This window comes from uncultured Abiotrophia sp. (genome assembly GCF_938010525.1).
Taxonomy (GTDB): Bacteria; Bacillota; Bacilli; order Lactobacillales; family Aerococcaceae; genus Abiotrophia.
On record NZ_CALLVK010000024.1, the window covers coordinates 1 to 14514 of the forward strand.

12 protein-coding genes are annotated in these 14514 nt (G+C 44.5%); 6 read left to right on the plus strand and 6 right to left on the minus strand.

Translation table 11 applies throughout. The annotated features are described in order from the left end of the window. From Q0339_RS07975 to Q0339_RS07995, 6 genes are all read left to right on the plus strand, one after another. On the plus strand, positions 1 to 1490 hold a 1490-nt coding region (locus Q0339_RS07975), incomplete at its 5' end, for a glycerophosphodiester phosphodiesterase (RefSeq protein ID WP_298078295.1). Positions 1491 to 1502: 12 nt separating this feature from the next. After that, positions 1503 to 2234, plus strand: a complete 732-nt coding sequence (locus Q0339_RS09105; RefSeq protein WP_366517274.1) for a YdcF family protein — start codon at positions 1503 to 1505, stop codon at positions 2232 to 2234. Positions 2235 to 2268: 34 nt separating this feature from the next. After that, positions 2269 to 2505: an ElyC/SanA/YdcF family protein gene (locus Q0339_RS09110; protein ID WP_366517275.1), complete on the plus strand. Its 237-nt coding sequence runs from the start codon at positions 2269 to 2271 to the stop codon at positions 2503 to 2505. 32 nt (positions 2506 to 2537) lie between these two features. Continuing rightward, positions 2538 to 3305, plus strand: coding sequence for a M15 family metallopeptidase (locus Q0339_RS07985; RefSeq protein WP_298078296.1), 768 nt, complete (start codon positions 2538 to 2540; stop codon positions 3303 to 3305). Positions 3306 to 3413: 108 nt separating this feature from the next. Further along, positions 3414 to 3800 carry an iron-sulfur cluster biosynthesis family protein gene (locus Q0339_RS07990; protein WP_298078297.1) on the plus strand — a complete coding sequence of 129 codons (387 nt, stop codon included), beginning with the start codon at positions 3414 to 3416 and terminating at the stop codon, positions 3798 to 3800. Between the two features lie 73 nt (positions 3801 to 3873). Continuing rightward, a complete protein-coding gene (locus tag Q0339_RS07995; protein WP_298078299.1) occupies positions 3874 to 4728 on the plus strand; it encodes a helix-turn-helix transcriptional regulator in 855 nt (284 codons plus the stop codon). Positions 4729 to 4775: 47 nt separating this feature from the next. Here the strand turns inward: Q0339_RS07995 and msrA are convergent, their stop codons facing one another. The 6 genes from msrA to lepA form a co-directional block, all read right to left on the minus strand. Beyond that, positions 4776 to 5750: a peptide-methionine (S)-S-oxide reductase MsrA gene (msrA, locus tag Q0339_RS08000; RefSeq protein WP_298078300.1), complete on the minus strand. Its 975-nt coding sequence runs from the start codon at positions 5748 to 5750 to the stop codon at positions 4776 to 4778. A 119-nt stretch (positions 5751 to 5869) separates the two neighbouring features. After that, positions 5870 to 8506: a bifunctional acetaldehyde-CoA/alcohol dehydrogenase gene (adhE, locus tag Q0339_RS08005; protein WP_298078302.1), complete on the minus strand. Its 2637-nt coding sequence runs from the start codon at positions 8504 to 8506 to the stop codon at positions 5870 to 5872. 395 nt (positions 8507 to 8901) lie between these two features. Beyond that, a complete protein-coding gene (locus tag Q0339_RS08010; protein WP_298078303.1) occupies positions 8902 to 10443 on the minus strand; it encodes an ABC-F family ATP-binding cassette domain-containing protein in 1542 nt (513 codons plus the stop codon). A gap of 63 nt (positions 10444 to 10506) precedes the next feature. Next, a complete protein-coding gene (locus tag Q0339_RS08015; RefSeq protein ID WP_298078305.1) occupies positions 10507 to 11256 on the minus strand; it encodes an NAD-dependent protein deacylase in 750 nt (249 codons plus the stop codon). A gap of 85 nt (positions 11257 to 11341) precedes the next feature. Next, positions 11342 to 12403, minus strand: a complete 1062-nt coding sequence (locus Q0339_RS08020) for a zinc-dependent alcohol dehydrogenase family protein (RefSeq protein WP_298078306.1) — start codon at positions 12401 to 12403, stop codon at positions 11342 to 11344. 150 nt (positions 12404 to 12553) lie between these two features. Further along, positions 12554 to 14386, minus strand: a complete 1833-nt coding sequence (lepA, locus tag Q0339_RS08025) for a translation elongation factor 4 (RefSeq protein WP_298078308.1) — start codon at positions 14384 to 14386, stop codon at positions 12554 to 12556. Between the last annotated feature and the right edge of the window lie 128 nt (positions 14387 to 14514).

Here is a 14514-nt window from a genome sequence, read left to right on the forward strand (position 1 = left end):
TGATTTATGTCATTTATGCGCGCCAGCTCAAAAAGGAAATATCCTATGGAGCTGTGATTCGCCAAGCCCTGGGTCGCTTAAGGCATTTATTTGGCCTTAGTTTTCTCTATTTTCTTAGCTATGTTCTGCTTACCATTCCCATATCGGGTCTGGTCATGCAGTCTTCGCTGACCAATGGCATCAGGGTGCCAGATTTCATTACAGGTGAGTTTCTTAAAACTTGGCAGGGGACCGTTCTTGTGACGCTCCTAGCTATCACTCTCTTCTATCTCAACTTGCGCTTGATTTATGCCATGCCACTTATGATGATTAAAGACCAGAGTTTTCTCCTTTCGCTCAGGGAAAGTTGGCAAATGACCCGGTATAAGAAGTGGAAATTGCTCTTAATCTTTGCTATTTTCGGTTTTATCCTGGGCTTAATTAGTATGGGGCTGATTAGCTTTTTCATTGAAGGGGCTATGTTCTTAGATCCCTCCGGTAATAGCTTTATAGTCGAAGCGCTGCTCTTGTCAATTCTCAAGTTTATTGCCTTCACGGTGATTATCCTATCCAAAGTCGGGACCTTAATCATTTTAGTGGATCAGGTAGTGGCGCCTGAAGTGACCAATTCGCTGCTCTTAATTGAGCCGACTCATCGTCGCCACCGTCGCCGTATCTTTTTACTCGTATTCAGCTTGATTTTCTACAAAATAGGGGAGAATGCTTTTCTGCTGGCCAGTCAAACCTATCAGTCTCAGCAAGCCATTATTGGCCACCGCGGCTATGTAGAAAAGGGCGTAGAAAATACCATCCAATCCCTTGAAGCAGCCGCTGAAAATGGCGCCACCATGGTAGAATTAGATGTTCAAATGACTAAAGATCAAGGTCTAGTCGTCATGCATGACAGTAACTTACAGCGTTTGGCGGGCATCAATAGAGAAGTTTCGGATATGACTTATGATGAGTTAGTGGGGCTGACGCTCAGTCAGGGAGACTATCAAAGTCAGCTGCCATCCTTTGAGGAATTTGTTAAGCGATCTCAGGAGCTAGATATTGATCTTCTAATCGAGCTCAAGCCACATGGCAAGGAGCCAAATAATTATGCTCAACTGATCGTTGCTAAACTCCAAGAATTAGGCATTACTAGCCGCTATCCAGTCATGTCTCTCAATCATGAAGCGATTGACGCCATTGAATCTCTCAATTCTGATATTAGAACAGGTTATGTCATTCCATTACAATTTGGCGCCTTTGCCAAAAATGAAGTTGATTTCTATGCCCTAGAGGCCTTTTCCTACACTAGTGAGCTTGCCAGTCAAGCTCATCAAGAGGGCAAAGAACTTTACGTCTGGACCATAAATGATGAAGATGAAATCCAAAGCTTTCTCTATCAGCCTGTGGATGGCATTATTACTGACAAATTGGAAACACTCAAGGAAATCCAATACGGAATCTCAGACAATCAAACTTACTTTGAGCGTGTACGGCAACTTATTGTGCCACAGTTCTGAAAGGATTAGATTATGACATTTCTTTTTTTACTACTACTTGTCTTGGTCAGCTTGCCATTCTTTTGGGTCTATTGGCATGATAAGCGAACCTTATGGTTGGGATTTTGGTTCCTAGTGTCGGGGTCATTAGCCGGCATGATTGGTATCTACCTGACTTTCGTACTGGAATGGCAATTTTTTGCTGTCATTTTGGTCGTCCTGGGTGTCCTCTTCATTTTGACTTTGATGTTAGCGCCTTTAATCAGCCTAATAGCTCTCTTGTATTCAGGCCTTACCTTGATTCGACGGGAAGGCTTCAATATGGTGAATTCACTAGCGCTCATGCTAGCATTTGGCATGATTGGCTACATGGTCATCTGGCCTGTTCTAGCAAGTCGTTTGTCACTCAACTGGCCAATCTTTAACGTCATCTATGGGCTCATGGGAAGCACTATTTTCTATTTTGCCGTCTTGGTCGGCATCTTTTTCGTGACCAACATTCTCAACTTTATCCATTTTGTGCGGCCTCGCTATTCTTATATCGTAGTGCTAGGAGCTGGCTTGAATGGGACAGAAGTGACACCCTTGCTTGCCAGTCGAATTGATAAGGCCATCAAACTCTGGCGCCGTCGCCCTCAAGAAGTGACCTTGATTATGTCGGGTGGCCAAGGTCCAGATGAAGTCATCGCAGAAGGGGAGGCGATGAAAGCTTATGCCCTGCGACAAGGCGTGCCTCAATCCGCCATTCTGGTCGACAATCAGTAATACCCGTGAAAATCTTCAATTCTCCTATAAGCTAATGGAAAAGGGGAGAGAGGACTTTGTCATTGTCACTAACTATTATCATTTATTGCGTGCCCTTATTCTGGCACGGCGCCTAGGACTTAAGTGTCAAGGTTATGGCGCCAAAACCAAGCTCTATTTCTCAATTAATGCCTTTTTGCGCGAATTTATTGGCTATTTGACCTTAGCCTGGCGCCTACATTTGAGCTTGATAGGGGGCTTGTGGGTGCTGACTCTGGTTTTATCTCTATGAAATGGCTTACTTAACTAAGAAAGGAAGTCCCTATGCAAAAGAAAAAGTTGATTTATCTCTTACTTGCCTGCAGCATGTTCTTGCAAGCTTCATTAGCTGCGCAGGCCAAAATAAGCTACAAATTGCCTAGTTTAGAAGAAATAAAAACAAGCAACAAAGATTTGAAAGTCGATGCTTTAATTGAAAAGCTACCAGTGACCGCACATAGTGATGATCCACTGCTTAAACTAGTTAATAAGAATAATCCTAATGCTGATAAAAAAGAACCAGAACTAGCTTGGGATAGCAACGGAAATATCTATCATCAAGACTTACTTAAGCCCTTAGAAGACTTAATGGAAGCTGCTGCCAAAGATGGTTTCTATTATCGGGTTGTATCAGGTTATCGGTCTGTTGAAGAGCAAGAAAATAACCGTAACCTTAGCATTCAAAACTATCTGGCTGAAGGCTTAAGTCAAGCCGATGCAGAGTCCGTTACCAATCAATATTTCGCGCCAGCAGATGCCTCAGAGCATACGACAGGCTTGGCTATTGATCTTTTAGGCACTGAATGGCTAGATAATGGTGGTGAGCTAGAGGCTAGTTATTCAGAGACAGATTCGGCCAAATGGTTGGCCAACAACGCCCATCGATTCGGATTTATCCTACGTTATCAGCAAAATAAAGAGTACATTACAGGTTATAACTTTGAACCCTGGCATTTTCGTTATGTAGGTAAGGTCCATGCGGGCTTTATCCATGATAATAGCTTGACCTTAGAAGAATATCTGGCTTTATTGGCTAAGAAGGAGTCTAACTAGATTCCTCAAGTAATTATCCTATAATGTATATTATGTTAACTCATGGGTGTCAGAAATTATCTAGGTCTCTACTGACCTCTCTCCCTATAGCAAGAAAGGATTTCATATATGAATTTTGAATTTACTAAACAAGCGATCGATTTTATCCAAGAAGCTCTGTCCGAGCATGATAGCAAATCTTACCGCGTGCTCATGGATTATGTGGATGGTAATAGCCCTTATAATGATGATCCAGTTGGCTGTCACTGCAATGTTATGGGCAAGTATCGTCTGCTTATAGTGGCCGATGATGACCCCAAAGTGCCTTTTGACCTCTATTCAAGCAAGTTTGAGACTAATTTTGAGCCTATCTATCTCAACCCTCTCTATGACATGATGTTTGATCATCAACATAAGATTGGTTTTGATCCGGCTTATCCAGCCTTGACTTTATCGAGTGATGCAGGTCAGATTACACCTAAATTACCTTTAATAATCACTCTGCCTGCTTCGTGAAAACGATGACAAGTGGCCACTATCATGCTATAATAGAGTCACTTATAAGCGCAATATTTAGGAGGTTTCCTCTATGGATATTCAGTTATTTATTCAACGGCGCAAGTCATTAGGGATTTCACAGTCTGAATTGTGCCAAGGCATTTGTACCCAAGCCACCCTGAGTCGTTTTGAAAATCAAGGACAAGTCCCTTCTGTTAAGATTTTACTGGATTTGTGTCAACGATTAGACATGAGTTTAGGCGAGCTCTTCCCACGTCAAGATGTTCAATCAACCGAACTTTACCAGCATATTGAAGCGGCGGAAAGTGCCTTTGTTCGAGCGGATTATAAGTTAGCTAGCCAGGAACTAGCAGCTGTGGATGCCAAGCAAGTCACCACCCTATCGCTTAAAAAGCGGTATCTTTATCTCAAGGGTTTCTTGGCTGCCTTGGCCAAGGCTTCTATAAATGATAGTTTTTTCTACTTAAATCAACTAATGACCGATTTACATACCGATTTCGAGCCTCTCTATAGTTCCCTAGCTGCGGCCGGTTTAGGCTTGGCTTATGCTAATGCGGGAGAATCCGAACGGGCCCACCACTACTTCCAAAAAGCCCAAGATGGGCTGCTAGATTATGAGCCAGCTAATAGCCAGGAACTATGGCGCATTCTCAATATTGTTTTGCATTCAGCTAATTTCTATGCGACAGCCCAAGAATATGACCAGTCTAACCGCCTCTTGCTACATGGTATTAGCCTTTCTAGCCAAGCTGCGGTATCCCATTATGTTGATCGTCTCTACTTCCGCCTTGCCCAGAATGCAGAAGCTCAGGGTTTAGAGGTGGAACAGATTAAAGAATATTGCGCAGACGCTCTGGCCTTTGCTAAATTTAATGGCAACAGTCAGTTACTGGCACGTATTAAGCAATTCCAATCTCATATCTAAAGCAAAATCCCATTATATCATATATGATATAATGGGATTTTTAATAGTTATAGGTTTTTACTGAAGGCTTTTTGAGTTTTGTAACAATCATAGCCAATAGACTGATAAAAGGCGTGTGCCCCAGTGCGATGGCTACCAGAATTGAGGCGAATGTGGTGGATGTCCTTTGAAATAGCTTGGGCCTCTAAGGCTTGCATCAAAAGCCGCCCTATTCCTTGGTGATGATAGGCCTGATCGACCGCCAGTGCCATGACATTATAGGCGGGTTCGCCATAAAAGGAATAATAGTAGCTAGCGTGGACAATGCCCAAGACCTGTTTAGGAGCTTCTTGAATGCAAGCCACCAGAAGAATCTGCTGGTCGTCCGCCAAGAGAGCTTGCAGTCGTTCTTGGCAGGCTTCTAGGGGATAATCATAGCCTAATTCTTGGCTGGCGAGCTTTTGCAGGGCCGCCGCGTCCTCAAGTTGGGCTGGTCGAATTTCAATAGTTCTGGTCATCTTATCACCCTTCTTGACTGCTAAATTTTCAGCTGGTGATAAGGCTTGATCGGCCCAGGCCAATTTGATATGGCAGTAGCCACTAGGATGTTTATCTAGGTAATCTTGGTGATAGTCTTCAGCTGGCACAAAATGAGCCAAAGGCATGACTTCAACAGCCGTTGGCCGACCTGCTCTTTGCTCAAAAGTAGCCACTAGGGCCTTAACAGCCGCTTCTTGACTGGCACTAGTGGTGTAGATTCCTGTGCGGTATTGACGGCCAACGTCCCCGCCCTGCTTATTGAGGCTAAAAGGATCAATAACACGGAAGAAGTGGCTAATTAAAGTCGCCAAATCGACCTGGTTAGGATCATAATGAATGGCTAGGGTTTCTGCATGATCTGAGCTTTTAAGACCTTGATAGGTGGCCTGTGGGCTTTTGCCGTTAGCATAGCCAACTTCCGTATCCACCACACCTGTCAAACGCTTGTAATAGCCTTCCATACCCCAAAAGCAGCCTCCTGCTAAATAAATTGTTTCTGTCATCCTTATACCCCTCTCTCTCGATTCTTGATACTTCTATTATAACATAAGCCCAAAATAGACGTCCTCAAAAAAGCACCAAGTGCTAGGCACCTGGTGCTAGAATAGTTAGCTACTTGCTATTATTTGATACGTCCTGGACGTTCCTTGTAACCATAGTAAGCGTCTTGGAGGATTTCTACCATGTCAGCTACCATAGGTAAGCGAGGGTTAGCTGGTGAACATTGGTCTTCGTATGCTAAGTAAGCAATCTCTTCAACTGTGTCCATGTATTCTTTCTCATCCACGCCTTGTCCCTTGATACTCATGTCAATTCCGACACGAACACCTAAGTCATAGACTGCTTTAGCTAAAGCGTCGACAGCCTCTTCAGGTGTTGAAGCTGGCAAGCCTAACATCTTAGCAATGTCTTGGAATTTAACATCGGCTTTGTAGTAGTTGTATTTTGGCCAAGTGGCAGCCTTAGCTGGACGAGTCCCGTTGTAACGGATAACGTATGGCAAGAGAATGGCGTTAGTACGGCCGTGAACTGTGTGGAAGAAACCACCAATCTTATGAGCCATAGAGTGAGACATCCCTAAGAAGGCGTTGGCAAAGGCCATACCTGCCATAGTTGACGCGTTATGCATCTTCTCACGTGACTCAAAGTCAGCATTCTTAACAGAGCTTTCTAAGTTTTCGAAGACTAACTTGATTGCTTGTAGAGCCAAACCATCTGTATAGTCGTTAGCCAAGGTAGAAGTATAAGCTTCCACTGCGTGGGTCAAGACGTCCATACCAGTATCAGCTGTAACTGATGCAGGAACGGTCAAGACAAAGGCTGGGTCCACGATGGCGATGGTTGGTGTCAAGGAGTAGTCAGCCAATGGATATTTACGGTTATTCTTCTTATCAGAGATAACGGCAAATGGTGTTACTTCAGACCCGGTACCAGAAGTGGTTGGAATCCCGACGTATTTAGCCTTTTTACCTAATTCTGGGAAGCGGAAGGCACGTTTACGGATATCCATGAATTTCTGTACTAAATCACGGAAGTCAACTTGAGGTTGTTCGTAGAACATCCACATTACTTTAGCCGCGTCCATTACAGACCCCCCACCTAAAGCGATGATGGTATCTGGTTGGAATTCACGCATGAGGGCTGCCCCACGTTCAACCGTTGTAATATCTGGATCTGGTTCAACATCTGAGAAGATGGTGTAGGTAACTTTTTTAGGACGGAGGGAGAGTTGTTCGATGACACGGTGAACAAAACCTAATTTGAACATAGCATCATCCGTAACAATCATAACTTTCTCTACATCCTTCATCTTTTGCAGATATTGGATGGAGTCACGTTCGAAGTAGATTTTTGAAGGTACTTTAAACCATTGCATATTATTTCTACGTCTCCCCACTTTTTTGATGTTTAACAAGTTAACGGCGCTGACGTTGTTGCCGACAGAGTTGCGACCATAAGTCCCACAACCCAAGGTTAAGGATGGCAAGAAGGCGTTATATACGTCACCAATCCCCCCGAAAGTAGATGGTGCGTTCCAGATAACACGAATTGCCTTCACTTCACGACCGAAGTCTTTTGCCAGTTGCTCGTTACGTGTATGGATAGCAGCAGAGTGACCCAAACCATGGAATTCAACCATTTGACGAGACTTAGCAATCCCATCTTCCGTATTTTCTGATTTCAATACCGCAATAATTGGTGAGAGTTTTTCACGAGTTAATGGTTCTTTTGGCCCTACTTCACTTACCTCAGCAGCGAGAATGTTGGTGCCTTCTGGTACACTGAAGCCAGCTTGTTCTGCAATCCAAGCAGCTGGTTTACCTACGATATCAGCGTTCAATTTGCCTTCTGCACAGTTCTTGCTGTTAGCTTTTACGCCGAAGCAGTAGTTTTCTAACAAGGCTTTTTCTTTCTTGTTAACGAAGTAAACATGGTAAGACTCAAGTTCTTTCTTGAATTCATCGTAAACTTCTTTATCCACGATGGCAGCTTGTTCAGAAGCACAGACCATTCCGTTGTCGAAAGACTTAGACATGATAATGTCGTGAGCGGCTTGTTGAATGTTAGCTGTTTTTTCTACATATGCAGGCACGTTACCAGCCCCTACCCCTAAGGCAGGCTTACCGCATGAGTAAGCGGCACGAACCATGGCGTTACCACCAGTTGCTAAGATCGTCGCAATCCCTGGGTGATTCATAAGTGCAGAAGTTGCTTCCATAGATGGTAAAGTAATCCATTGGATACAGTTCTTAGGTGCCCCTGCAGCTACTGCTGCATCGTAAACAACTTTTGCTGCGTGAGCAGAAGATTCTTGGGCAGATGGGTGGAAGGCAAAGACGATTGGGTTACGCGTCTTCAATGAAATCAAAGATTTGAAAATCGCGGTAGATGTTGGGTTGGTAGTTGGGGTAATCCCAGCTATAACCCCGACTGGTTCAGCAATCAAGGTCAAACCAGTCACATCGTCTTCTGAGATGATGCCAACTGTTTTGGTGTGACGCATGTTGTTAACCACGTGCTCGCAGGCGAAAAGGTTCTTAGTGGCCTTATCTTCGAATACGCCACGACCCGTTTCGTCTAGCGCGTGTTTAGCCAAGACCCCGTGTTGGTCTAAGGCTGCAACTGAGGCTTTAGCCACAATATAGTCTACTTGGTCTTGGTCCAAGAGACGGAATTCGTCAAGAGCTACTAAGCCTTTTTGGACAAGCTCGTCAACATGAGCTTGAGCCTCTAACTTCTTATCTTCTTTTTCAACCATGGATGTTCCTCCTAAGTTCTTTTTATTTACATCTTCATCATACGCTTTTGTTTTCAAAAAGTAAAGCACTTGTTCATGTTCAAACGATAAAAATTTTATATTGACGGTCTTTTTTTGTAAATGAGCATGTATGAAAACATGGCACAATGTGAAGGTTGTTTTCAAAACGTTTTCAAATATTGACTTATCAGTATTTTAACTAAATGCTTATGTGAATAGAAAACCTTATCATTTTAAATAAAATACTCGGGTTAGCCATATAAAATATTATATATTCTCTATTCGTTTTTTAGATTCACAAACACTTTGTGAAAATGAGTTTATAAAATAATCTTGATATATCGGCATTAATCCATGAAAAAAAGCCAAAGTGAACAAACTTTGGCTTTGGCTTGTTAAAATTGATTGAAGTCCCAAATTTGGTCGACCCAACCTTGATAAAATTCAGGTTCGTGGCAAACCATGAGGATACTGCCCTTGTATTCTTTGAGGGCTCGAGCCAATTCTTCCTTGGCATCGACGTCCAAGTGGTTGGTCGGCTCGTCCAAGATCAAGACATTATGGGGAGCATTCATAAGTAAGCAAAGGCGGACCTTGGCCTGCTCTCCCCCGCTTAGGACTTGAATTTGGCTTTCGATGTGCTTAGAAGTCAGGCCACAACGTGCTAAGGCAGCGCGAACCTCAGCCTGGTTCATAGCTGGGAAAGCATTCCAGACAGCTTCTAAAGGCGTCTGACGGTTACCTGAAGCAACTTCTTGCTCGAAGTAACCAATTTCCAGGTAATCTCCCTGCTCTACTTGGCCTCCTAAGGCCGGAATAAGCCCCATGAGACTCTTGAGTAAGGTTGTCTTCCCAATCCCGTTGGCCCCGATAATCGCAACCTTCTGGTTACGTTCAAAGACTAGGTCCAGCGGCTTGGTTAGAGGCTGGTCATAACCAATCTCTAACTGACTTGCTTCGAAGATGAAGCGCCCAGGGGTCCGGGCAGACTGGAAGTCAAATTTTGGCTTAGGTTTCTCGCCTTGTAGCTCGATGACTTCCATCTTATCTAATTTCTTCTGACGGGACATGGCCATATTGCGCGTTGCGACTCGGGCCTTGTTGCGGTTAACGAAGTCCTTGAGGTCCGCTATTTCCTTCTGTTGGCGTTCATAGGCCGCCTCTAGCTGGGCACGCTTCATGGCGTGAACCGCTTGGAAGTTCTCATAGTCGCCAACATAACGGCTGAGCTTGAGGTTTTCCACATGATAAATAATGTTAATGACACTATTAAGGAATGGAATATCATGGGAAATTAAGATAAAGGCATTTTCGTAGTTTTGCAAGTAACGTTTAAGCCACTCGATGTGTTCCGCATCCAGGTAGTTGGTCGGTTCGTCTAAGAGTAGAATATCGGGCTTTTCTAAGAGTAACTTGGCTAATAAGACCTTGGTCCGCTGTCCCCCACTCAGTGAGGTGACATCTGTCTCTAAACCGAAGGCGGTAATCCCTAGGGCACGAGCTACTTCTTCTATTTTAGCATCCAAGGTGTAGAAGTCGTGGACTTCCAAGCGTTCTTGTAGCTCCCCTACTTCCTCTAATAGGTCTGCCATGGTTTGGTCATCAGCGGTCGCCATCTCTTCATAGGCCTCGCTAATACGCGCTTCAATGGCAAATAAATCATCAAAGGCCATGCGCAAGACATCGCGAATAGTTTGACCAGGCTTAAGGACGCTGTGTTGGTCTAGGTAGCCAGTTGTAACATACTTGGCCCATTCTACCTTGCCTTCATCTGGCACTTGCTTACCTGTTACAATGTTCATGAAGGTTGATTTTCCTTCACCATTGGCCCCAATCAGGCCGATATGTTCCCCTTTGAGTAGGCGGAAGGAGACATCTTCGAAGATGGCCCGATCGCCGAATCCATGGGTAAGATTTGATACGCTTAAGATACTCATGTCTTTCCTCCAAATTGACAGTTCCTACCTATTATAGTCTATTCTGTCTGCTTTGAATAGGCCCTATTGACCCGGAAGCACTAATTGGCTGAAAACCTGCCCAATAGGAGCATGAATAACTAAATCTGCCCAGTCATCCTGAGGGATGGCCTGCTTATTGATGACCACCAAATGTTTGCCCTTAAAATATTGCAGTAGACCTGCAGCCGGATAGACGACTAAAGAAGTACCTCCTACAATCAAGGTATCGGCTTGCTGAATGGCTGAGATAGCCTGGTCAAAAACCTCCATATTAAGCGACTCTTCATAGAGGGTAACATCTGGTTTAAGCAGGCCACCACAATGGGGACAGCGCGGAATGCCCTGACTATCATAAGCGTCAAGAAAGCTCTTAAGGTCATAGACTCTGCCACATTCCTGACAAATATTACGATCAATCGTTCCGTGAAGCTTGAGGACGCCTTGACTACCTGCAGCTTCATGTAGGGTGTCAATATTTTGGGTAATGACAGCGTCTAAGTGGCCACTGGCCTCTAACTGTGCTAGAAAGATATGGGCAGCATTTGGCTTGGCATGAGGATAAATCAAATGCTGACGGTAAAAATCATAGAAAAGCTGGGGATATTTACCATACATGCTATGACTAATCAGTTGTTCGGCTGAAAAGTTTCTACCTAGATCTTGACTATAAACGCCTTGGGCACTGCGAAAATCAGGAATACCTGATTCTGTTGACACACCTGCCCCACCGAAAAAGACAAGATGCTGGCTATTATTAATAATGGTTTGTAGAGCCTGAATGGCTTCTTGCATAGGCTTACCTCCTATCTTCTGTTGTGACATAAAAAGTGACCGAGCCGAGGCCCAGTCACTTATAGTAAAAGCGTTCCTTCTTAGCCTAGCTTTGTGGGCTAAGGTCATTTTCAATCAGGACCTTAATGGCATTATTCTTAGAGGCATCCCGGAAGACTTCATAAGCCTCTTCGATTTGTGACAATTTGAAGTAGTGGGTAACGAGTTCTTCAGGGTGAATCTTTTGCGCTTCTAAGGCTTGCAGCAATTGTGGTGTGGTATTAGTTGACACCAAGCCGGTTGTCACGGTAATATTGCGAATCCAGAGACGGTCTAAGTCAAATTGTACAGGAACCCCATGGACACCTGCGTTAGCAATACGGCCATCAACCGCAATAATTTTTTGGCAGAAGTCAAAGGATGCTGGAATCCCGACCGCTTCAATGGCCACGTCAACCCCACGACCACCCGTTAAGTCAAAGATTTCCTTGATGGCTCTGTCAGTATCGGAATTATTAACCTTATGGGTAGCGCCGAACTTGAGAGCTGTATCTAGGCGGTGATCATCAATATCCACCATGATAATTTTAGCAGGAGAATAGAATTGAGCGGTTAAGAGTGAGCCCAAACCAACTGGTCCAGAACCAATAATGGCCACATTACAACCTGGCTCTACCCGACCTTTGAGGACCCCAATTTCATAACCCGTTGGTAGAATATCTGAAATCATCACTAGGGCTTCATCGCTAAGGCCTGCTGGTGGGTTATAGAGGGTATTATCTGCGTGTGGAACGCGGAGATATTCAGCCTGTGTGCCGTCGATTAAGTGGCCGAAAATCCAACCACCCTCGTCTTCACAGTGGGCATAAATCCCCTTCTTACAGTAATAACACTTACCGCAGGAGCAGACGCAAGAAACAATGACTTTATCGCCAGGCTTGAAGTTAGTCACGCTGGATCCAACTTCTTCGACAACCGCAATCCCCTCGTGTCCTAAAATCGTCCCATTTTGGACAGCTGGCACGTCACCCTTGATGATGTGTAGGTCTGTCCCACAGATGGTCGTTTTAAGCATACGAACAATTGCATCCGTTGGCTTCAAGATGACAGGCTTTGGCTTGTCAACGAATTTTGCTAGGCCAGGTTCAACATAGGTGTATGCTTTCATAGTAGATCCTCCTTATTGTGAAATTTGTGAAATATACTACACTTATATTGTAAACCTTTTCTTAGGTGATTGCAAGCGATTACTTAATTATTTTGACCTTCTGTTTATAGAAAAAAACTCCCACCATACTGGCTGGGAGCTTGATAGATATTAATCTTCGTCCATTTGTAGGACAGCCATGAAGGCTTCTTGAGGGACTTCCACGGTCCCAATTTGTTTCATCCGTTTTTTCCCCTCTTTTTGTTTCTCGAGGAGCTTCTTACGACGGCTGACGTCCCCACCGTAGAGTTTAGCCGTTACGTCTTTACGCAAGGCTTTAATGGTGGTACGCGCTAGAATCTTATTACCGATAGCAGCCTGAACAGGTACTTCGAAGAGTTGACGCGGAATGATGCCACGAAGTTTTTCTACTAACTCACGGCCACGACCGTAAGCAAAGTCCTTGTGGACAATCATGGAGAAGGCGTCAATCAGGTCACCATTTAGCAGGATATCCATCTTAACCAGATTAGATGGCTTGTAGCCAATTAATTCGTAGTCAAGGGATGCATAGCCCTTGGTATTCGATTTGAGCTTATCAAAGAAGTCATAGATGATTTCTGACAAGGGTAACTCATAGACCACATTGACCCGGTAATCATCCAGATAATCCATGGTAATGAAGTTGCCCCGCTTACGTTGGCCGATATCCATGACCGCCCCAACGTATTCATTAGGCACCATGATAGAAGCCTTAACGTAGGGCTCGTAGATTTCGTCGATGACGGTTTGGTCTGGCATAGCAGACGGGTTATCCACGATGATTTCCTCACCATTGGTCTTTTTAACCTTGTAAATAACCGAAGGTGCTGTAGTAATCAGGTTAATGTCGAACTCACGTTCCAGACGTTCCTGGATAACGTCCATGTGAAGCAAGCCTAAGAAACCGGTACGGAAGCCAAAACCTAGGGCTTGAGAAGTTTCAGGCTCAAATTGTAAGGCCGCGTCGTTAAGTTGGAGTTTTTCTAAAGCATCCCGCAAATCGTTATAGTCGTTAGACTCGACTGGATAGAGACCGCAGTAGACCATAGGATTGAGCTTACGGTAGCCGTCTAGGGGTTCTTGGGCCGGATTGTTGGCCAAGGTAATGGTATCCCCTACTCGCGTATCTTGGATGGTCTTAATGGAAGCTGTGATATAGCCCACATCCCCCACCATGAGATAGTCGCGTTGGACCGGTTTAGGACTGAAGACCCCTACTTCTACTACATCGAATTCTTTGCCGTTGGACATCAAACGAATCTTGTCCCCAGGCTTTACAATCCCGTTGACAACCCGAATATTCAAGACAACACCACGATAGGAATCGTAGACAGAGTCAAAGATCAAGGCCTGAAGCGGTGCTTCTAGGTCGCCTGGAGGGGCTGGAACCTTGTGGACAATTTGCTCCAGGATTTGGTCAATGCCAATCCCGGATTTAGCTGACGCGAAAACCGCCTCACTAGCGTCAATCCCAATGACATCTTCAATTTCAACTTGAACACGCTCAGGATCAGCAGCTGGCAAGTCAATCTTGTTAATGACCGGCAGAATTTCTAAGTCGTTATCTAAAGCCAAATAAACGTTGGCCAGAGTCTGAGCTTCAATCCCCTGGGCGGCATCGACGACCAAAATAGCCCCTTCACAGGCTGCCAGTGAACGTGACACCTCATAGGTAAAGTCCACGTGCCCCGGGGTATCAATTAGGTGGAAGATATACTCTTCCCCATCCTGAGCCTTATAGGTCAGTTCAACAGCGTTGAGTTTAATGGTAATGCCTCGCTCCCGCTCCAAGTCCATGGAGTCTAAGAGTTGGTCCTGCATTTCCCGGTCTGAAACCGTCTCCGTCAGTTGTAGAATACGGTCAGCCAAGGTTGATTTACCATGGTCAATATGAGCGATAATGGAGAAGTTGCGAATTTTCTCCTGGCGGGCTCGGAGTGCTTGTAATTCTTGTGGATTCATAGGCTTCCTCTTTCGTACAAATTTATCTAGATGGGAGTGCCATCTGGCACTAATACACTGGTCTATTGTACCAAATTTTTGGCTCTAAGACTAGGGTTAAGCCAGGGAATGCTAACTAAAAATAAGAA

Bases quoted from the DNA above. Each gene is read 5' to 3' on its own strand.
- Q0339_RS09110 (WP_366517275.1), top strand. From the start codon at position 2,269: ATGGAAAAGGGGAGAGAGGACTTTGTCATTGTCACTAACTATTATCAT.
- Q0339_RS07990 (WP_298078297.1), top strand. From the start codon at position 3,414: ATGAATTTTGAATTTACTAAACAAGCGATCGATTTTATCCAAGAAGCT.
- Q0339_RS07985 (WP_298078296.1), top strand. From the start codon at position 2,538: ATGCAAAAGAAAAAGTTGATTTATCTCTTACTTGCCTGCAGCATGTTC.
- Q0339_RS07995 (WP_298078299.1), top strand. From the start codon at position 3,874: ATGGATATTCAGTTATTTATTCAACGGCGCAAGTCATTAGGGATTTCA.
- Q0339_RS08015 (WP_298078305.1), bottom strand. From the start codon at position 11,256: ATGCAAGAAGCCATTCAGGCTCTACAAACCATTATTAATAATAGCCAG.
- msrA (WP_298078300.1), bottom strand. From the start codon at position 5,750: ATGACAGAAACAATTTATTTAGCAGGAGGCTGCTTTTGGGGTATGGAA.
- adhE (WP_298078302.1), bottom strand. From the start codon at position 8,506: ATGGTTGAAAAAGAAGATAAGAAGTTAGAGGCTCAAGCTCATGTTGAC.
- Q0339_RS09105 (WP_366517274.1), top strand. From the start codon at position 1,503: ATGACATTTCTTTTTTTACTACTACTTGTCTTGGTCAGCTTGCCATTC.
- Q0339_RS08020 (WP_298078306.1), bottom strand. From the start codon at position 12,403: ATGAAAGCATACACCTATGTTGAACCTGGCCTAGCAAAATTCGTTGAC.
- lepA (WP_298078308.1), bottom strand. From the start codon at position 14,386: ATGAATCCACAAGAATTACAAGCACTCCGAGCCCGCCAGGAGAAAATT.
- Q0339_RS08010 (WP_298078303.1), bottom strand. From the start codon at position 10,443: ATGAGTATCTTAAGCGTATCAAATCTTACCCATGGATTCGGCGATCGG.